At 72.1% G+C, this 18,107-nt stretch carries 18 protein-coding genes; 9 read left to right on the top strand and 9 right to left on the bottom strand.

Annotation, left to right across the window (positions count from 1 at the left end; all coding sequences use genetic code 11):
• Positions 1 to 20 precede the first annotated feature (20 nt).
• Positions 21 to 1,370 (top strand): DHA2 family efflux MFS transporter permease subunit, encoded by a 1,350-nt coding sequence (locus I4Q55_RS01110; protein ID WP_242545097.1) that lies wholly within the window; start codon positions 21 to 23, stop codon positions 1,368 to 1,370.
• On the top strand, positions 1,367 to 2,206 hold the full coding sequence (gene mca, locus I4Q55_RS01105; RefSeq protein WP_206784111.1) for a mycothiol conjugate amidase Mca: 840 nt from the start codon (positions 1,367 to 1,369) through the stop codon (positions 2,204 to 2,206). The genes I4Q55_RS01110 and mca overlap by 4 nt, the downstream gene beginning before the upstream one ends.
• A 177-nt stretch (positions 2,207 to 2,383) precedes the next feature.
• On the opposite strand, the gene I4Q55_RS01100 is transcribed toward mca, so the two are convergent.
• A complete protein-coding gene (locus I4Q55_RS01100; RefSeq protein WP_206784110.1) occupies positions 2,384 to 3,550 on the bottom strand; it encodes a cytochrome P450 in 1,167 nt (388 codons plus the stop codon).
• A gap of 53 nt (positions 3,551 to 3,603) precedes the next feature.
• Between I4Q55_RS01100 and I4Q55_RS01095 the strand changes: the two genes are divergently transcribed.
• The 4 genes from I4Q55_RS01095 (at position 3,604) to I4Q55_RS01080 (ending at position 6,506) form a co-directional block, all read left to right on the top strand.
• Positions 3,604 to 4,485, top strand: a complete 882-nt coding sequence (locus tag I4Q55_RS01095) for a DUF5926 family protein (RefSeq protein WP_206784109.1) — start codon at positions 3,604 to 3,606, stop codon at positions 4,483 to 4,485.
• A gap of 126 nt (positions 4,486 to 4,611) precedes the next feature.
• On the top strand, positions 4,612 to 4,965 hold the full coding sequence (locus I4Q55_RS01090; RefSeq protein ID WP_206784108.1) for a DUF952 domain-containing protein: 354 nt from the start codon (positions 4,612 to 4,614) through the stop codon (positions 4,963 to 4,965).
• Positions 4,966 to 5,175: 210 nt separating this feature from the next.
• On the top strand, positions 5,176 to 5,688 hold the full coding sequence (locus I4Q55_RS01085; RefSeq protein ID WP_206784107.1) for a SigE family RNA polymerase sigma factor: 513 nt from the start codon (positions 5,176 to 5,178) through the stop codon (positions 5,686 to 5,688).
• The gene (locus I4Q55_RS01080; RefSeq protein WP_206784106.1) at positions 5,685 to 6,506 is read left to right on the top strand and encodes a hypothetical protein; all 822 of its coding nucleotides are present in this window, start codon (positions 5,685 to 5,687) and stop codon (positions 6,504 to 6,506) included. The genes I4Q55_RS01085 and I4Q55_RS01080 overlap by 4 nt, the downstream gene beginning before the upstream one ends.
• 66 nt (positions 6,507 to 6,572) lie before the next feature.
• On the opposite strand, the gene I4Q55_RS01075 is transcribed toward I4Q55_RS01080, so the two are convergent.
• The 3 genes from I4Q55_RS01075 to I4Q55_RS01065 form a co-directional block, all read right to left on the bottom strand.
• The gene (locus tag I4Q55_RS01075) at positions 6,573 to 7,127 is read right to left on the bottom strand and encodes a ferritin (protein WP_206784105.1); all 555 of its coding nucleotides are present in this window, start codon (positions 7,125 to 7,127) and stop codon (positions 6,573 to 6,575) included.
• Between the two features lie 150 nt (positions 7,128 to 7,277).
• On the bottom strand, positions 7,278 to 8,462 hold the full coding sequence (locus I4Q55_RS01070; protein ID WP_206784521.1) for an arginine deiminase: 1,185 nt from the start codon (positions 8,460 to 8,462) through the stop codon (positions 7,278 to 7,280).
• A 40-nt stretch (positions 8,463 to 8,502) separates the two neighbouring features.
• A complete protein-coding gene (locus I4Q55_RS01065; RefSeq protein WP_206784104.1) occupies positions 8,503 to 9,315 on the bottom strand; it encodes a CPBP family intramembrane glutamic endopeptidase in 813 nt (270 codons plus the stop codon).
• Between the two features lie 22 nt (positions 9,316 to 9,337).
• Here I4Q55_RS01065 and I4Q55_RS01060 point away from each other — a divergent pair, with 22 nt between their 5' ends.
• A complete protein-coding gene (locus I4Q55_RS01060; RefSeq protein ID WP_091305184.1) occupies positions 9,338 to 9,799 on the top strand; it encodes a PPOX class F420-dependent oxidoreductase in 462 nt (153 codons plus the stop codon).
• Here I4Q55_RS01060 and I4Q55_RS01055 read toward each other — a convergent pair.
• Entirely contained in the window at positions 9,791 to 10,585 is a 795-nt protein-coding gene (locus tag I4Q55_RS01055) for a DUF2470 domain-containing protein (RefSeq protein ID WP_206784103.1), read from the bottom strand. The two genes, I4Q55_RS01060 and I4Q55_RS01055, sit on opposite strands and share 9 nt — an antisense overlap.
• Positions 10,586 to 10,736: 151 nt before the next feature.
• On the opposite strand from I4Q55_RS01055, the gene I4Q55_RS01050 reads away from it, so the two are divergent.
• Positions 10,737 to 11,762, top strand: coding sequence for a hypothetical protein (locus tag I4Q55_RS01050; RefSeq protein WP_206784102.1), 1,026 nt, complete (start codon positions 10,737 to 10,739; stop codon positions 11,760 to 11,762).
• Here I4Q55_RS01050 and I4Q55_RS01045 read toward each other — a convergent pair.
• Positions 11,729 to 12,970, bottom strand: a complete 1,242-nt coding sequence (locus tag I4Q55_RS01045) for an MFS transporter (RefSeq protein ID WP_206784101.1) — start codon at positions 12,968 to 12,970, stop codon at positions 11,729 to 11,731. The genes I4Q55_RS01050 and I4Q55_RS01045 overlap by 34 nt on opposite strands.
• A 93-nt stretch (positions 12,971 to 13,063) precedes the next feature.
• On the opposite strand from I4Q55_RS01045, the gene I4Q55_RS01040 reads away from it, so the two are divergent.
• Positions 13,064 to 13,960 carry a LysR family transcriptional regulator gene (locus tag I4Q55_RS01040; RefSeq protein ID WP_206784100.1) on the top strand — a complete coding sequence of 299 codons (897 nt, stop codon included), beginning with the start codon at positions 13,064 to 13,066 and terminating at the stop codon, positions 13,958 to 13,960.
• Here the strand turns inward: I4Q55_RS01040 and I4Q55_RS01035 are convergent.
• Genes I4Q55_RS01035 through I4Q55_RS01025 form a run of 3 tightly spaced genes read right to left on the bottom strand, consistent with a single transcriptional unit; the run spans position 13,957 to position 18,006 of the window.
• Positions 13,957 to 14,694 carry a hypothetical protein gene (locus tag I4Q55_RS01035; protein ID WP_206784099.1) on the bottom strand — a complete coding sequence of 246 codons (738 nt, stop codon included), beginning with the start codon at positions 14,692 to 14,694 and terminating at the stop codon, positions 13,957 to 13,959. The genes I4Q55_RS01040 and I4Q55_RS01035 overlap by 4 nt on opposite strands.
• The gene (locus I4Q55_RS01030; RefSeq protein WP_206784098.1) at positions 14,694 to 16,502 is read right to left on the bottom strand and encodes a substrate-binding and VWA domain-containing protein; all 1,809 of its coding nucleotides are present in this window, start codon (positions 16,500 to 16,502) and stop codon (positions 14,694 to 14,696) included. The genes I4Q55_RS01035 and I4Q55_RS01030 overlap by 1 nt, the downstream gene beginning before the upstream one ends.
• Before the next feature lie 31 nt (positions 16,503 to 16,533).
• Positions 16,534 to 18,006: an ATP-binding protein gene (locus I4Q55_RS01025; protein ID WP_206784097.1), complete on the bottom strand. Its 1,473-nt coding sequence runs from the start codon at positions 18,004 to 18,006 to the stop codon at positions 16,534 to 16,536.
• Positions 18,007 to 18,107: the final 101 nt, after the last annotated feature.

The raw sequence follows: 18,107 nt of genomic DNA, 5'->3' as shown, positions 1-18,107 counted from the left end.
TAATCAACCGGGAGGTGAGCATGACAACGGCGGTCCGGCCCGATGCGGCGCTGTGGCGGCTCGGCGGGGTGCTGATCATGGGCGCGGTCCTGTCGATCCTCGACGCGACGATCGTCACCGTCGGGATCGATGCGATCGCCGATGACCTGGGCAGTCCGCTGACCACGGTGCAGTGGGTGGCGAGCGCGTACCTGCTCGCGGCCTCGGCCGCCATCCCGCTGTCGGGCTGGCTGACCGACCGGTTCGGCGGCCGCGCGGTCTGGCTGACGGCGGTGGCGATCTTCACCGCGGGCACGCTGCTGTGCGGCTTCGCCTGGTCCGCGCCTTCCCTGGTGGCCTTCCGGGTGCTGCACGGGCTGGGCGGCGGGCTGATGCAGCCGGTCGGGCAGGCGGTGTTCGCGCAGGCGGCGGGCCCGGCGCTGGGCCGGATGATCGGGGTGATCACCCTGCCGGCCACGGTGGCCCCGGTGCTGGGCCCGATGCTCGGCGGCGCGCTGGTGGCCGACCTGGGGTGGCGCTGGATGTTCTTCGGGATCGTCCCGCTGGGCGTGGCGACGTTCCTCTTCGCGCGCCGGCTCCTCCCGGCGCCACCGCCGTCCGGCGTCCACGATCCCTTGGACGTCCGCGGCATCGCCTTGCTCTCACCCGGGCTCGCTGCCCTCGTCTACGGCCTGGCCGAGGGCGTGGTCGTCGTCTGGGTGGCCGGGGCCGTGCTGCTGCTGACGTACGGCGTCCACGCGGCACGTGTGCCGTCGCCGGTGCTCGACCTGGGGTTGTTCCGCACCAGGGGGTTCGCGGTCGCGAGCGCGAGCACGTTCCTGCTGGGGGCCTCGCTGTACAGCTCGATGCTGCTGCTTCCGCTGTACTACCAGCAGGTGGAGCAGGCGAGCGCGTTGCGGGCGGGCCTGCTGCTGGCACCCCAGGCGCTCGGCTCGGCGGCGGTCATGCTGGCGAGCGGCCCGCTCCTGGCCCGCTTCGGGCCACGCCGGATGCTGCTGGCCGGCATCGCGCTTTCCCTCGTGGGCACGATCGCGTTCACCCAGCTCGGTTCGGCACCCGGCGGCGTTCTGCTGAGCCTGTCCCTCCTGGTCCGCGGCGCCGGCCTGGGCGCGGCGACGGCCCCGGGCATGACCACCCTGTATGGCTCGCTGGAGCGGTCCCGCATTCCCCGCGCGGCGAGCGCGTTCAACGTGGTCAACCGCATCGGCGGCGCGCTGGGCACCGCCCTGCTGGCCGCGATCCTCCACAGCGAGCTCACGGCCACGGCGGCCCCGGCGGCGGCGTTCGGCACCACGTTCGCCTGGGCACTGGCGCTGTCGGCGCTGACCTTCATCCCCGCACTTTTCTTCCCCTCGAGGAGCACACGGTGACTTTCCGCCTGTTGAGCGTCCACGCCCACCCCGACGACGAGTCCAGCAAGGGCGCGGCCACCCTGGCCCGCTACGCGGCCGAAGGCGTCGACGTCCTGGTGGCCACCTGCACCGGCGGCGAACGCGGCGACATCCTGAACCCGGCCCTCGACACGGCCGAGACCTGGGCCGACCTCCCGGCAATCCGCCGCCGCGAGATGGCGGCGGCGGCCGAGATCCTGGGCGTCCGCCAGCGCTTCCTCGGCCTCGTCGACTCCGGTATCCCCGGCCCCGGCGAGCCGTTGCCTGAAGGCTGCTTCGCGGCCCTGCCACTGTCCGAGGCGGCTGCCCCGCTGGTGGCCCTGGTCCGCGAGTTCCGCCCGCACGTGGTGATCACGTACGACGAAACGGGCGGCTACCCGCACCCGGACCACATCCGCACCCACGAGGTGACGCTCGAAGCGTTCGCCGCGGCACCCGACCCGGCCCGCTACCCGGGCTGCGGCTCGCCGTGGCGCCCCCAAAAGCTGTACTACCAGGCCACCCTGAGCCGCGCCTGGTTCGAAGCCCTGCACAAGGCCACCCTGGCGGCCGGCCTGGAGTCGTCGATGACCGAAGTCCTCGACGAACTCCCACCCGACAAGCTCCCGATCACCACCAGAGTCCGGTGCGACGCCTACTTCGCAACCCGCGACCGAGCCCTCCTGGCCCACGCCACCCAGGTAGACCCGGCCCACCCGTTTTTCGCCCATTCCCGCGAAATCGAGCGCCAGGTCTGGCCCCACGAGGACTACCACCTGGCCCACCCCACCCCGCCAACCCCGGAGCAAGACCTCTTCACCGGAGTAACCCCATGACCCAAACCCCGTGTCGCCCCTCCAATCACGCGTGATGCCTCCCCAATCACGCGAGATGCCCCTCCAGACACACGAGATGCCCGCCCAATCACACGAGATCCGCCCGGAATCACGCGAGTCCCATCTCCAATCACGCGGGACTCGCCCGGAATCACGCGAGTCCCGGCGGCACTCCGGTCAGGCGGTGACCCGTAGCTCCCGCAACCCCCGGATCACGAACTCCGGCCGCCTCGGCGGCGCACCCACCAACCGCAACCCCGGCAGCTTCTCCGTCAGCGCACTCAACGCGGCGGCGATCTCCACCCGAGCGAGAGGAGCACCCACGCAGTAGTGAATCCCGAGCCCGAACCCGAGATGGGCGTTCGGCGTCCGCCCGATGTCCAGGCGGTCCGGCTCGTCGAACACCTCCGGGTCGCGCGCCGCGGCGCCCAGCAGCGCGCCGATCTTCTCGCCACGCGGGACGACATATCCGCAGATCGACACGTCCTCGGTCGCCGTCCGCTCGAACAGCTGCAGGGGCGCGTCGAACCGGATCAGCTCCTCGACACACGAATCCAGAAGGGCAGGTGAGGCCAGCAGGCGCTCCCACTGATCCCGGTGCGTGAGCAGGGCCGTGATGCCGTTGCCGAGCACGTTGACCGTCGCTTCGTGGCCAGCCATCAGCAGCAGCACCGCGGTGGCCACCAGCTCGTCGGGCGTCAGCTCGCTGCGCAACAGGTCGCTGATGATGTCGTCGCCCGGTGCCTCGGCGCGGGCCGCGGCCACCGAGCGGACGTACGAGACGAACTCGGCGGACGCCCGCTCGGCCGCGTCGCGCCCCTCGGCAGAAACGCCGTACTCGTACATCTTCACGATCGCGTTCGACAGCTGGACCATCCGCGGCCCGTCGGTGGCGGGGACGCCCAGCAGCTCGGCGATCACCGCGACCGGCAGCGGCTGGGCGAGGTGTTCGAGCAGGTCGGCGCTGCCGTCGGCGGCGATCGCGGCCGCCAGGTCGTCGACCATGCGGGCGGCGAGTGTCGCGACCATCGGGCGCAGCCGTTGCACGTGGCCGCGGCCGAAGGCGCCCGCGATCAGGCGCCTGAGCCGCGTGTGGGCCGGCGGCTCGTTCTCCAGGAGCGAGTTGCGGTGCAGCAGGTTGAACGAGGCGAACCGCTCGAGCGGCTGGGCGTCCTGCCAGATCCGGCCCAGGCCGCGGTGTCGCAGCACCGCCGACGACGCGGCGTGCGACACCGCGACGGCGATGCCGAGCCCTTCGTGGAAATGGACATCGCCTCGTGAACGCAGGGCGGCGAACGCCGGGTACGGGTCTTCCAGGAACACAGGATCGCGGGGGTCGAACACGTCGCGAGACTAACCCTTCGATAGCGTCTGAACCCGAGCCAGAGGAGGCAGCAGTGGGCAAGGGCGCGCGCAAGAAGGGTCCCAAGCAGGCGTCGGACCGCAAGCCGAAGGTGCGCGACGTCTTCGTCGGCCAGCCGTTCGAAGGGCTGGTGGCGGAGCCCGAGCTGATCGCGCTGCGCGAGTTCGTGCCGTCCGCGACGGCTCGGCTCACCCTCGCCGACGGCGGTGACGTCACCCTCGGGACCGTGCTGCCGATGGCGGCGGCCGCGTTCGTCCGCTCCGACGGCCGGCGCTACCTCGGCCTGCAGGTGCAGACGCGCTCGTCCGACATCAGCCGTGACCTCGGCCGGTCGCTGAAGTGGCTGCTGGACGCCAAGGAGGGCGACGTCCTCGGCGTGCCGGACACCACCACGCCGCCGTCCGCCGACGAGCACGCGCGGCTCCAGGACCTGCTGACCCCCGGCGCCGAACTCGACGTCACGCTGCACACGGACTTCGGCTGGTGGCTGCCCGAGGACGCCGACGCGACCGGTGACGTCGCCGTCTCCCTCGAGCGGGCGAACGCCGCGATCATGCCCACCGAACGGCTCGGCTCGGGTGCCTACTGGGTCCTCGCCGGCGAGAAGGCGCACCTGCGCTGGGTCCGGCCGGAGCCGGAGAACCTGCTGCTCCAGGCTCTGGCGCGGCTGTCCGCGGCCAGCGAGCTCGGCCTCGGCGAGGGGTCGCGCTACGCGGGCTCGTTCCGGGCGCACGGCCTGCTCGTCCCGGTCTGGGACCTCGACCCCGAAGCGCACGCTCGCGAGTGGGCGGACGCGAAAGACGCCCTCGGCGCCCGGCTCGAGACGGCGTTGAAGTCGCTCGACGACGAGCCGCTGAACGCGACCGAGCGCCGGGCGCGCGACGGCCTCATCGGCCGGCAGCTGACCCTGCGCTGACCGTCGGCGGGTGGCGGACCGTCGGTATGAACCGGCGGTCCTCCACCACTCAATGAGCGTTCAACCAGGCATTATGTGGCGCAAGAGACACCTCCGGCGGATCGCGCCGGTGGGACGATTCTCGGCGTGATACTCCACATCTGCGGGGCGGCCGAGTGGGCCGAAGTGGGCGAAGGCGGCGAGTACCGGCCGCCTTCACTGGGGGAAGTCGGGTTCGTCCACTGTTCCGACTTCGGCACGGTGCACCTGGCGGCCGACATTCACTACCGGGGGCGCACCGACGTCGTGCTGCTCGAAATCGATCCGGCGAAGGCCGGGGCACCGGTCCGCTGGGAGGACGGCGTGCCGCCGCACCCGGCTGGGCTGCTGTTCCCGCACGTCTACGGCCCGATACCGCGGGCGGCGGTCGTCGGCGTGCACGATTTCCCTGAGTCCGAGGGCGGCGGTTTCCGCCTGCCCGACTCGCTCGTCCACCGCTGACGTGGGCAGACCATCACCCGGCCGGACCGTCGCGAATTCGGCCGGGAACGCGGGCAACCTGAGGGGGCTGTGATGCGTGTTGGGGAGGAAAGCGACTCGGCTTCCGGCTACCCGACCCCGAAGGGAGGCGATACGGTGACCGCTGCGGCACCCGTCTTCACCGGGGGAGATACGTGGGTGACCAGCGCAGGCCGAGGGAGGGCCGCGACGTTGCCTGGCGATTTCGTCGACTTCGGCGAGTTCGTGCAGGCCACCCTGCCGGGGCTGCTGCGCTACGGCCACGCGCTCACCGGCAACCCGCACGACGCGGCGGACCTGGTGCAGACCGTGCTGGAGAAGATGGGTTCGCGCTGGTCGTACGTCCACGAAAAGACGGGCGACCCGCTGGCCTACGTCCGCCGGTCGATGGCGAACGCGCACGTGAGCCGCTGGCGGCGGACGCGGCGGGAGAACCTCGTCGCCGACCTGCCGGACACCAGCCCGCACGTGCCGGCCGACCCGTTCGAGCACGAGCCGCTGTGGCGTGCGTTACGAACACTGCCGCCGAGACAACGGGCCGTCATGGTGCTGCGTTACTACGAAGGTCTCTCGGAAGCGGAGATCGCCGGTGCCCTCGGGATCACGCAGGGCACCGTCAAGAGCCAGGCCAGCAAGGCGATCGCGTCACTGCGGACGAGACTGAAGTCGGCCGACGGCGAAAGCGAAGGGAGTGGCGCGGGTTGAACATCTCCGAGGACGAACTGGAGCAGCGCCTGCGCGCCCTGTTCGCCGACGAGCGGCTGGACTTGCCTCCGCCACCCGATGCCGGCACGGCCATCGTCGCCGGTGCGCGACGTCGTCGCCGTCGCCGGCACACCGTGCAGGCCGTGGCGGGGGTCGCGGCCGCCGTGGTCGCCGTGGCCGGCGGGCTGACCATGATCCGGCTCCACACCGAGAACGGCACCGCGGTGATGTCCGCCGACGGGAGCGCGACCAGCGCACCGCCCGAGAACCTCACGCCGGGGCGGCCACCGGAGCCGTCGACACCCGGGCCGACCAGCACCCAGAGCATCCAGGCTTCCGCACCGCCGGGCACGTCGACGCCGGCCTCGCCGCGGCCGCCGTCCGCCCCGCCGCCGTCCTCGCTCGCCGGGGTGACCAGCGGGCCGCTGCTCGCGGCCGACGGCTTCGGCAGGCTCAAGCTCGGCATGTCCGAGTCCGAGGTGACCGCGCAGGCCGTCACGCTCAGCGACGCGCAGGCCGGAGCGAGCTGCACCACCTACAAGGCACAGGGTGACGGGGTCCCCGCGTCCGCGAGCGTCGTCATTTCGAAGGCGGCCGGGGTCGTCGTCGTCACGCCGGATGTCGCCACGCACACCGCCGAAGGCATCGGCGCCGGGGCCACGAAGGACCAGGTCCTCGCCGCCTACCCGGCGGCCAAGGAGGGGCCCGGCGGCCTGGTCGCCCCGGCCGGTAGCGCTGCCGAATACCGCTTCCGGCTCGGCGAGGCCGGGGTCGAGCAGACGAGCCTGGCGAGCCTCACCCAGGACTGCGCCGGCTGAGCGCCGGGCGCATGCGGAAACCCGGGCTGTCCACAGGGGGAGAGCCCGGGTTTCCGGCAAAGAACGTCAGAGCTTGCCGCCGGCCACCGGGGGCATCTGCGAGTCGGCGCCGCCGTCGCCGACGGACTCGCGGTACAGGTGGTTCTCGACCTCGAACAGGTTGCCGTTCGCGCGCTTGACGACGTTCAGCAGCGTGTTCATCTGCGAGATCTCTTCGACCTGCTCCTTGAGGAACCACTGCGTGAACTGCTCGCCGATGTAGTCCTCTTCGGCACGCGCGGCCTTCGCTATCGCGGAGATGTCGGCGGCGACCTCCTTCTCCTGCTCGAGCGCGAGCTCGATGAGCTCGGTGACGCCGGAGAATTCGTTGCGCACCTCCCCGGTGCCGGGGATCTCGACGTGGTGGTCGCGGTCGAGCATGTACTGCACGAGCGCCATCGCGTGGTTGCGCTCTTCGACGGACTGCTTGTAGAAGTGCTTCGCCAGCTGCGGGAGGTCCTCGGCGTCGAACCACACCGCGAGCGCGATGTACTGCTGGGACGCGTTGAACTCGTTGTGGATCTGCGCCTGCAGCAGTTCGTAGAACTTGGAGCGCGGTTCTTTCTTCTTGGTGAGGGCCATGGAGACCAGAATAGTTCAAGATTGGCGCGAATGCCACTCGGGACTGGTGATCTCCACCCTATTAGGGTTACCATTCCTAAAGAAGATGAACCTTATTTAAGTAAGCCTTCCCTAAATTGTTGAACGCATTTAGGGAAGGCTTACTTCATTTCACAGAGGATCGCGGCGGACCGGGCAGGACATGCACCGCGGCCCGCCCCGGCCCGATCCCAGCTCCGAGCCCGCGATCGGCAGCACCTCGATGCCGGCCGCCTCCAGGCGCTCGTTCGTCTCGACGTTCCGCTCGTAGCCGACGACCACGCCGGGCGCCAGGGCCAGCGTGTTGTTGCCGTCGTCCCACTGCTCGCGCTCGGCCGTCACCGGGTCGAGGCCGGTGTCGATGACGCGCAGCCGGTCGATCTCCATCGCCTCGGCCGCTGCCACCAGGAACGGCGCCGGGCCGGCCACCTTGACCCCGCCGTCGCCGGTCGGGCGCAGGGTGAACGCCGTCAGCGAGTCGCGCGCCAGCGGGTACATCACCACCGCGTCCGCGTCGACCATCGTGCACACCGTGTCCAGGTGCATGGTCGCGCGGGACTGCTCGATCGGCACCGCCAGCACGGTGTGCGCGATGCCGTCGGCGAACACCGACCGCGCCAGGGACTCCGCGCCGGCCGCCGTCGTGCGCTCGCCGACGCCGATGGCGAGCACGCCCGGCGCCAGCAGCATCACGTCGCCGCCTTCGATCGGCGCGGAATGCGCGCCGTACGCGCGGGCCGCGTGGCGGAACTGCGGGTGGTAGGCGTAGATCAGGTCGAGCACCGCGGTTTCGCGGCGGCGCGCGGGCATGTTCAGCGACGAAATCGCCACCCGGTCGGCGATCCACACCGACGAGTCGCGGGTGAACAGCAGGTTCGGCAGCGGGTCGACGGCGAAGTCGTGCGGGTGGTTCATCATCCGCACCAGCGACGCGCCCTCCGCCGATGGCAGCTCCTCGAACGTCATCCCGGCCATCAGCACTTCGGCGAGGCCGGCTGCGTCGACACCCGAGAGGTGCGAACGCAGCGAGTCGGCCAGGTCGCCGCCGAGCCGCCGGTCGTCGACCGCCGCGTGCACGCCCGCCGCGTGGGCGCGGTCGTCCTCCAGTGCCGTCCGGAGCGCGTCGGCCAGCAGCAGGACGTCGACGCCGCGGCCGCGCAGCACCTCGGCGAACGCGTCGTGCTCGTCCTGCGCCCGGTCGACCCACGGGATCGAGTCGAACAGGAGCTGGTCGTTGTTGCGGGGCGTCAGCCTTTTGAGCTCGTTGCCGGGCCGGTGCAGCAGCACCGCGCGCAGGGGTCCGACTTCGCTGTCCACCCGGGGAGGTGTCGTTTCGTCGATCACCCGCCGAGCCTACTCAGGGCAACCACGAAACGTGACCCTTGAGCAGCGAATATCCGACGAACGACACGAAGTCGAACAGCGTGTGCGCGGCGACCAGCGGCCACAGCCGGTTGGTCTTCTGCCACAGCCGCCCGAACACCAGCCCCATGACGAGGTTCCCGACGAACCCGCCGAAGCCCTGGTACAGGTGGTACGACCCGCGCAGCACGGCGGCGCCGAACAGCGCGGTGTTCTCCCGGACGCCGAGCTGCCGCAGCCGCGTCAGCAGGTAGCCGATGACCAGAACCTCCTCGGCGAAGGCGTTGCCGAACGCCGAGAGCGTGAGCGAGATCGGCCGCCACCACGTATCGCCCAAAGTGGACGGTTGCACCGCCAGGCTGAACCCGAGGTGGTAGGAGAGGAAGTACAGCCCGAGGCCGGGGATGCCGATCAGCGCCGCGAGCCCGAGCGTCAGCAGCGTGTCCCGGCCGGGCGACCGGCGGTCCAGGCCGATCTGCGCGACCTTGACGCCCGCGCGCCACAGCAGGTACAGCCCGAGCGCGCCCCAGCCGACGAGCTGAGCGGCCGACAGCAGCTGCTTGAGCAGGTCGATCAGGCTCGCCGCGGCCTGCGGCACGTTCAGCTGGGTCTGCTGCTGGGCCAGCGGCACCGGCTGCAGCAGCGAGTCCACAAGGGACAGCAGGCTGCGCACGCCGGACAGGCCCAGCGTGATCCCGAAGACGATCAGCAGCTCGAGCTTGATCGCGCGGCGCTCGGCCGGATCCTCGATCGTCCCGGGGAACTCGGGGCGGGCCGGGGCCAGCCACGATCGCGCGGTGAACGTCATGGACGCACGCTACCTTCGGGGTATGCCGAGGAGCATCGCCACCAACGAAACCGTCGACCGCGCCGCGCTGGTCGAGTTCCTGTCGACCCGCCACCGCGCCATCCTGCTGACCACGAAGGCCGACGGCGGTCCGCAGCTGTCGCCGGTCACCTGCGGCGTCGACGCCGAGGGCAGGCTGGTCGTCTCGACCTACCCGAAGCGCGCGAAGGTCGTCAACATCAAGCGCAACCCGAAGGTGTCCGCCTGCATCCTGTCCGACGAGTGGAACGACCAGTGGGTGCAGCTGAACGGCACCGCCGAGGTGCTGGACATCCCGGATTCGGTCGAGCCGCTCGTCGAGTACTTCCGCGCCATTTCGGGCGAACACCCGGACTGGGCCGAATACCGCGAGGCCATGGTCAAGCAGGGCAAGAGCATCATCCGCGTCACGATCGAGAGCTGGGGCCCGATCGCGAAGGGCGGCTTCCCCGCCGAACTAGCCTGACCGCCCGCGCAGGAACGGGCAGCCGACGAGCCGGCGCAGCTCCGACGCGAGCTGCGCCGGGCTGTCGACGGACTTCGAGAACGCCAGCCGCACGTCGTGGTCGCCGGTGTCGGACTCGACGCGCAGCCGCAGCCCGAACCGGTCGAGCCCGAGCGGGCGGATCCGGCCGCCGCGCAGCGTCGCCGGCAGGTGCTTCGCCAGCTGCTCGACGACGTCGGAGTGGTCGCTCTCCAGGTGCCGCAGCCACGGCGCCTCGTAGTCGTGGAACGGGTCGGGCGGCGCCGCGCTGAACATGTGCGGGCGCAGCGAATGCGTGCCTTCGGCGTCGGCGAGGACGAGCGACGCCGGGGTGAGCCGCAGCAGCGTGACGCCGTGGCCGACGTCGAGGAGCCGTTCGTCCGGGCGCGTCTCGGCGATCGCCACCGCCCGCGCGCGGGCCGAAACCGGCGAGAGCGGCCGCAGCCAGCCGGTGATCCACAGCAGCCCGCGGATCGGCTCCCGCAGGTCGACCGGGGCCTGGTCGGCGAGCTCGACCATCACGGCCAGCTCCCCGCGCTGGGTCTGCTTCGCCGCGCGGACCATCGGGTGGTCGTCGGCCAGCAGCACGCTGACGCTGCCGCTGTGGTGCACGTGGTGCAGGAGCGGCACGACGCGCTGGCCGTCGAGGTCCGTGCGATCGCAGGTGGGCAGCAACGACGCCGGGCCGTTGCGGGTCGCGATCGTCTTGGCGCGCTCGGCGGGGTTCGGCGCCGGCGGGCGGCGGACGGATGTGGGTGCCTCGGTCACGGCTCACCTCCTACTTAGGTGAGCCTAACCTGAATTCGACGGTCTGGGTAGTCGTGGCGATCACGTCCCACCCGCTGAGCGGCACATCCGGTAACGCCGGTGCCCACTTTTCCGAAAAGCGGGTGACATCCCGACCCCATGGGGGTTCCGCGTGCCGATCGTCCCGGTCCCCGAGCGCGTCCGCGCTTTCGAGCTGGACCCCGCCATGCCGTCCGGAGCCCTGCCGATCTTCGGCGAGTACCTCGACCGCCTCGGCGACACGGCGAACCGGTGGCTGGTGGCCGGCTTCTTCGTGGTGTTCGGCGTCGCCCAGTTCCTGGCCGGCGCCGGGGTGGCGCTGCCGGTCGGCACGTTCGCGCTGGCCGGGGCGATCGAGGCGCGGTGGCTCTACCGCGCCCACGTCCGGGTGCCGGAGACGCGGCTGAAGCGGGAAGCGTTCCGGCAGGTGGACATCGCCGCCGGCGGCCTGGTCGCGGCCGGCCGGACGGTCGGCGTGCGGCTGCCGGACGGCCGGTGGCTGCGCGTCCGGCTCGACGAAGCACACCGGTTGCTGGTGGCCGGGCACCGGCGGGTCTGGCTGCTGGGCCGCGGCCCGAAGGTGTTCGTCGGCTTCGCCGGCGTGGTGCGGGTCCGCCGCGCCGGGATCCACGACACACCTCCGCCGGGCGCGGTGCCGGTGCCGCGCCCGGCCGGATCCGGTTCGCCGCGGCTCGACCCCGTGCTGACCGCGCACCGCCGCCAGCTGGCCCGCGACCTGCGCGCGACGGCGGCGTTCCTGCTGCTGCTTTCCGGGTTCGCGGTCTGGGTCGGGCTCGACGTCCCGGTGGTGCGCTGGGTCGCGTGGACGTTCGGGGCCGGCGCGCTGCTGGGCGCGCTCGCGGCCGTGCTGCGGTCGGTCGCCCACGACCGTCCCCTCCCGGCCGACCACTGGACGGAGCTGCGCGCGGTCCTCGACGGCCCGGTCCGCCTGCGCCGCCACGGCACGGCCCGCCTGAGCGGCCTGACCATGCTGGCCGACGGCCGGGTCGTCCCGTTCCGCCTCCCGAAGGCGGACCCCTCGATGGCGGCGAACATCGCGGCCACCGGCCGGCTGTGGATCGCGGGCGTCCCCCGCCCGGGCGCGGCCAAGACGGGCTTGCCGGGCTACCCGGTGCTGGGCACGGTCTGGCTCGGCTGAGCGGGCGTCCGGTCACGGCGAGGCAGCAGCAACGGCGTCGCCAGCACCAGGACCCCGGCGATCCCGATCGCCCAGCGCGGGCCGGAGAGGCCGGCCAGCACGCCCCAGAACGCGGTCAGCGTGGCGATCGACGCCTTCGTGCTGACCGACCACGCCGACAGCGTCCGCGCGATGCGGTCCGCCGGCAGCTGCTCGAGCCGGTAGGTCGCCAGGACCGGGTTGAAGACGCTGCAGCTGACGATCAGGCCGAGTTCGACGACCATGACGTACGGCAGCCCGCCGGCGCCGGCCGCCGGGACGAAGGCCAAGGCGAGCAGCCAGCAGGCCCGGACCGCGCCGGCCGTCACCAGGACCGGGTGCCGGCCGAACCTCCCGACCAGCCGTGGGGTCAGCCGTGAGCCGGCGAGGCCGCCGAGGCACGGGACGGCGAACGCGAGCCCGTACTGCCACGGCGTGAACCCGAGGTGGTTGAGCATCAGCACGGCGAGCAGCGGCTCGGTGCCCATGACCAGGCCGTTGAACACCATCGCGTTGAAGAGCAGCGGCCGCAGTCCCCGGTGCGCCAGCAGGAAGCGCCAGCCGTCGGCCAGCTCGCGCAGGCGCGGCCGCGTGGCGGTGCGCGGGCGCGGCTCGCCGCCGCCGATCGCGCGGATCCCGAGCGCGGAGAGCAGGAAGCTGACGGCGTTGGCGACCACCGACGTCACCGGCCCGAACAGCACGAACGCCGCTCCGCCGAGCGGCGGGCCGAGCGCGGTGGCGGTCCAGTTCGTCGACTCGAACCGGCCGTTCGCCACGAGCAGGTCTTCGGGTGGCACGAGTCCCTTGAGGAAGGCGCCGCTCGCGGCGGTGAAGGTGATGTCCGCCGCGGCGACGACCACCGACACGGCCAGCAGCTGGGCGAAGCTCAGCACCCCGAGGGCGTAGGTGGCCGGCACGCTGATCAGCGCGCCGAACCGCACGAGGTCCATGGCGACCATGACCGGCCGCTTCCGGCGGTGGTCGACCCACGGGCCCAGCGGGACGGCCACGAGCGCGCCGACCGCCGGCCCGACCGCGGCCAGCACCGAGACGGCCGTGGGCCCGGCGTCCAGCACCAGGATCGCGAGCATGGGGAAGGCCCCGAAGCCGAGCCACGTCCCGAACGCGCTCACGGCGTAAGCCGACCAGAGCCACCTGAACCGCGGTCCCAGCGACCGCCCGCGCATCACGTCGGAGATCAAAGCCGGGAACGGCCGCGCGCGGCAAACAACCGACGTGGCGGCGAGCCACAACGCCGCGTTGTGAATCTAGAGTCGGACGTCGTGGACCTCGACGCCGTGCGCACCTTCCTCGCCGTGGTGGAGGCGGGCCGGTTCCAGGACGCCGCCGCCGACCTGACGATCACGCAGCAAGCCGTCTCGAAACGCATTGCCGCGCTGGAGAAGTCGCTCGGGGTACGGCTGTTCACGCGCACCGCCCGAGGCGCTGTGCTCACCGGCGACGGGACGGCCTTCCTGCCGCACGCCCGCGAACTGCTGGCCGCCGAGCTGCGCGCGCTGGCGTCGGTGCGCACCGGGCCGCTGCGGGTCGACGTCATCGGACGGCGGCTGTGCCCGGCCACGTTGCTGCGCGAGTTCCACGAGGCACACCCGCGGGTCGCGCTCGAGGTCGCGACGCTCTTCGACACCGCGATCACGGCGATCCGGGACGGTGCGATCGACGCGTCGTTCCGCGCGGTCGTCACGCTGCCCGAGGACCTCGACGCCCAGTGGGTGCTCGACGAGCCGATCCAGCTGCTGTGCGGCCCCGCGCACCCGCTGGCGGACGCGGCTTCGGTGACTCCGGCCGAGCTGGCCGGGCACCGGATCCGGCTGCCCGGCGTGGTGTCCGGGACCGAGTGGGGCGCCTACTACGCCGAGTTCGCGGCCGCGTTCGGCCTGTGGATCGACGCCACCGGGCCCAACTTCGGCATCGAGGTGGTGCTGGACACGCTCGCCGACTCGGCGGAGGTGGCGACGTTGCTCGGTGCGGGAAGCCGGGTGCTGTGGCCGCCGGGGCACGACCTGCGGCGCGTGCCGATCGAAGCGCCCGTGCCGGTGTACCCGCATTCGCTGGTGTGGCGGCGGGGCAACGCGCACCCCGGGCTCACGGCGCTTCGGCGTCACCTCGCGAAGAGTGAGCGCGTCGCCGGCGCGTGGCGGCCGAGCTGGGCCGCCTAACCCAGTGACCGCCGGGTCGCCTGCTCGGTCTCCAGCACGCCCTGCCGGATGCCCTCCAGCTGGTCGCTCAGCTCGCGCACCGCGCCGGTGTCGACGGCGATGTCCGTGGTCGTGGCCGTCAGCTCGGCTACCCGCGCCACCAGGCTGTCCAGGCCGAGCGCGCCGGACTGCAGCTGGGCCAGCAGCTTGTCGCGAGCGCCGGACAGCCGGGCGTGCACGTCCGCCTGGGCTCGCACCGCCGTCAGCGCCTGCTCGAGGTCGCCGCGGACCTCTTCGCGGGCCGACGCCAGCGACTGCTCCAGCCGGCGCTGCTCGCGCGTGACCGCGTCGAGGTCGACGCGGGACAGGGCCTGGCCGGTCGCCGAAGCGCGCCCCGCCAGGCGTTCGAGCGTCGCCAGCGTCTCCCGGACCACCGGCTCCATGTCCGCGACGCGCTCGGCGAGCGGGCCGGTGGCGAGCGAGTCGCTGAGCGAGACGAACCCGTCGGCCGCGGCCTCGGCCCGGCGCAGCCAGTTCGCCTCGGGCGACCCGGGCGCGACGTCGAGCACCCGTGCTTCCCGCGGTGGCGGCTCCTTCTCCGCGCTCAACACGGCCACGCCCGCCCGCGCGGCGAGCACCGCCACCCCGACGCCGACGGCGGCGACGACCGGCAGCTGCACGGCCCACGCCATGCCCGCCGAAGTGGCGGCGAGCAGCAGCCCCCACGGTTCGGCGAGCTCACGGGCGAACTTCATCAGAAATTGGAGATCACGGAGGTGAACACCTGGTTGATCGAGTCCGGTTTGGACGAATCGTACTCCGATCCGCCGGTCGCTTCCGCGATCTGCTTCAGCACGTCCTGGTCGGCGTCCGCGCCGTAGGCGATGGTGAACAGCCGCACCGTCTCCGCGTTGCCCTCCGGTCGCAGCTGCGCCACCAGGTGCTGGAGGTCGATGCTGCCGGAGTCCTCGTTGCGGCCGTCGGTGAGCACCACGACCGCGTTGATCGCCGACGGGTCGAGGTGGGCCTTCATGTACTCGTACGCCGCCAGCGACGAGTCGTACAGCCCGGTGCCCGAATGCGGGGTCAGCCCGCTCAGCCGCGTCGCGAGCGCCTCCTTGCCACTGGTGCCGAGGGCCTGGACCGGGAGCAGTTCCTGGTAGTCCTTGTCGCCGTCGAGCTTGGTCGAGAACTGCCACAGCCCGACCTGGTCCCGCGGCACGAACTGGCCGAGTGAGTCGATCGCGGCCTGCTTCGCCAGGTCGATCTTGCTCTTGCCGGTGCCCTTCGCCTCCGCGCCCATCGAGCCGGAGACGTCCACGACGAGCAGCACGTTCGCCTTCTTGCGCAGGTCGGTCCACGAGGCCAGCAGCTTCGACAGCACGGTGGGCGCCGGCGGGCGCAGGAAGCTGATCTTCGCGTCCGGCTGGACACCGTTGGCGGGCGTCGCCTGCGGGCCCGGCTTGCCGTCGAACGACCGGAAGCCGAGCGCGGCGAACTTCGCCTGCGTCTCGTCCTGGCGCAGGTACCCCAGGAAGTCGGCGGCGATCTGCTTGCGCGTCGGGTCCGCCCAGTTCAGCGTGACGAACGGGTGGTCGGAGTTCAGCGTCCCGTCACCCGGGTAGATCGCCACCAGCGGCACCTTCGGCGGCCCGTGCTGCCCGACCTTGGCCGGGTCGTTCGTCGGGTTGCCCTGGTTGTAGCCGATCAGCGAGTTCTCCTCGACCGTGACGGCCGAGATGTACGACAGCGCCGCGCCGTTGTCGTCGGCCTTCTGCAGGTTGGTCAGGAAGGTGAGCGTGGTGTCGCCGTAGTGCACGATCGCCTGCTCGATGTTCGTGACGAACTGCTTCGCCTCCGGCTTCCCGAGGGCGGCCTCGGTGAGGTCGGACGACGTGCCGGTGGCGGCGTAGTAGGCGCCGATGGTGGCGTTCAGCCCCGACGTCGAGATGTTCGGGTTCGTCTTGCCGAGCCGGAACTTGCCCCACTCCGGGTGGCCGTACTTCGCCCAGCCCGCCGGGTCGGTGGCCAGCGCGGCGAGGTCCGTCCAGCCGATGGCCTTGCCCGGCCAGCCGAGCGCCTCGGCCATCGGCTTCGGCATCGCGACGACCAGCGGCGCGTTCGCGATCGACTGCGGATCGCCGTCCGGCACGACCGAGCCGGTGTCGCCCTTCGCGTTGACGCGCAGCAGGTTGACCCAGCCGCTCGCGGCCGGTGTCCAGACGTCCGGGCGCGGCCCGTCGGTGGCTTCGTTCCAGCCGTTCGCCAGCGCCTGCATCGCCACACCCGAGGACTTCGATTTCACGACGACGTCGACGCAATGCCCCGCGACCGACCGTCCGGAGTAGGCCTTTGCGGCTTCTTGGACTATTCCCACCTTTTCCGGTGACGACGCGATGGTGAGCGCGACGGCGTCCGCGCCGGAGCATTTCGGCGCGTCGGCGTCGTCGCTCGAGCCGCTGGTCCAGGCTCGGATTCCGATGATCAAGGCGATGGCAACCACGATGGCGGCCAAGAATGGGAGAATTTTTCTCCGCCGCCGCGCTGGTTGGGAATTGATCATCGAACCCTCCCCGTCTCCGCGTCTGCGGTCATTATCCGGCGGGGAACGGGTGACCGGAGGTGCGTTGCCGAACCGTTGCCGCCGGAAACCGGCCGTGCCAGTGGCGCCGAATCGCCGTGGCCGTGGAAACCGCGGCGAGCAACGCGGTCGCCGCGGAAAGCCGTCGCCGCCGCCGGGTCGCCATTTCTTCGGCGGCCCGGAGTTCGGCGCTCGCCCGGAGGAACCGGCGTTCCGGCGTGTTCGGCCGCGCGTCGGCCCGATCCGCCCAGTTCAGCGCTTCGTCGAGCTGGCGGCCCCGGTACAGCACGGCCGGCTCCCGGTGCGAGGCTTCCCACAGCGCGGCCGCCTCGGTGAGCCGCCGGTGGACGCGCAGGGCGTCCCGGTCCGCGGCCAGCCAGCTCCGCAGCCGGGGCCAGCCGTCGAGCAGCGTGTCGTGCGCGAGTTCCAGCCCGGTCCGGCCGGCGGTGACCAGCCGGGCCCGGACGAACCGCGCCGGCACCGGCGTCGGATCGAGTTCGGCGTGCGGGACGAGCCGCCGGGTGTCGGGGGTGCCGTCCCCGAGGCCGGCCAAGCGCAGGAACAGGCTCCGCGCCTCGGCCTGCTCCGGCGGTGCGAGCCTGCCGTAGACCGCTTCGGCCGCGCCGGCCATGGCCGCGGTGATGCCGCCGGTGGCCTCGTACGCGGCGAGCGTGAGCGTGACGCCCTGGGTGGCCTGCCAGGTCCGGCGCAGGGCCTCCGTGGCGAACGGCAGCGCTCCCGGCTGCCGCGCGACCTCGGCCATCAGCGTGGCGACCAGCGCGTTCTCCAGTCCGCGGCCGTCGTCCGCGGCGGGCCGGACCAGCGCGGCGCGGACCTGCCCGGCCGTCAGCGGCTCCAGTGGGACCAGCGCGTTCCGCGTCGCCTCGGCCAGCGCGGGATGCCGCACGCAGGCGTCCGCGAAGTCCGCGCGCGCGCCGAGGACCACGCGCGCCGAGGCCTGCTCCGCGCGCAGCAGCGCGGCGAAGAAGCACGCCCGTTCGTCCGCGTCGGCGGTGAAGACCTCTTCGAACTGGTCGACGACCAGCAGGAACCCGGCGTCCGGCGGGTTGTCGGTGAACGCCGTCAGCCGGGTCGCGCACTCCGCCAAGGGCCGCCGTCCCGGGCGCAGGAACACCACGGGCTGCCGGACCCGGGGCACGAGCCCCGCCCGCAGCACCGACGTCACGCCGCTGCCGGACGGGCCGGAGACGACCACGAACCGCGCTTCGGCCAGCCGGCTCAGCACCAGGTCCACGACGTCTTCCCGGCCGAAGAACCGGCCCGCGTCCCCGGCGCCGAACGCGGCCAGGCCCGGGTACGGCGGTTCCGCGGCGGAACCGGGCGCCGCCCGTCTCCGTCTGCTCAATTCCGCGGCGGCTTCGTGCCACCGCCGGTCCCACTCGGCGACCGGCCCGTCGCAGGCGCGGACATAAGCCAAGGCGACCGCGCGCGTCGGCAGTTTCCGGCCGCTCGCGGCATCGGACAATGTCCCCGCCGAGTAATGCGCTCGTTTTCCCAGTTGCCGATATGGCGGCCGGCCCGCCTTCTCCCGCAATCGTCGCAAATCCCCGGCGAACTGTGACAAAA

Origin of the sequence: Amycolatopsis sp. MtRt-6, assembly GCF_017308975.1 — a bacterium.
Taxonomy (GTDB): domain Bacteria; phylum Actinomycetota; class Actinomycetes; order Mycobacteriales; family Pseudonocardiaceae; genus Amycolatopsis.
This window is presented reverse-complemented; position numbering and strand designations above follow the sequence as displayed.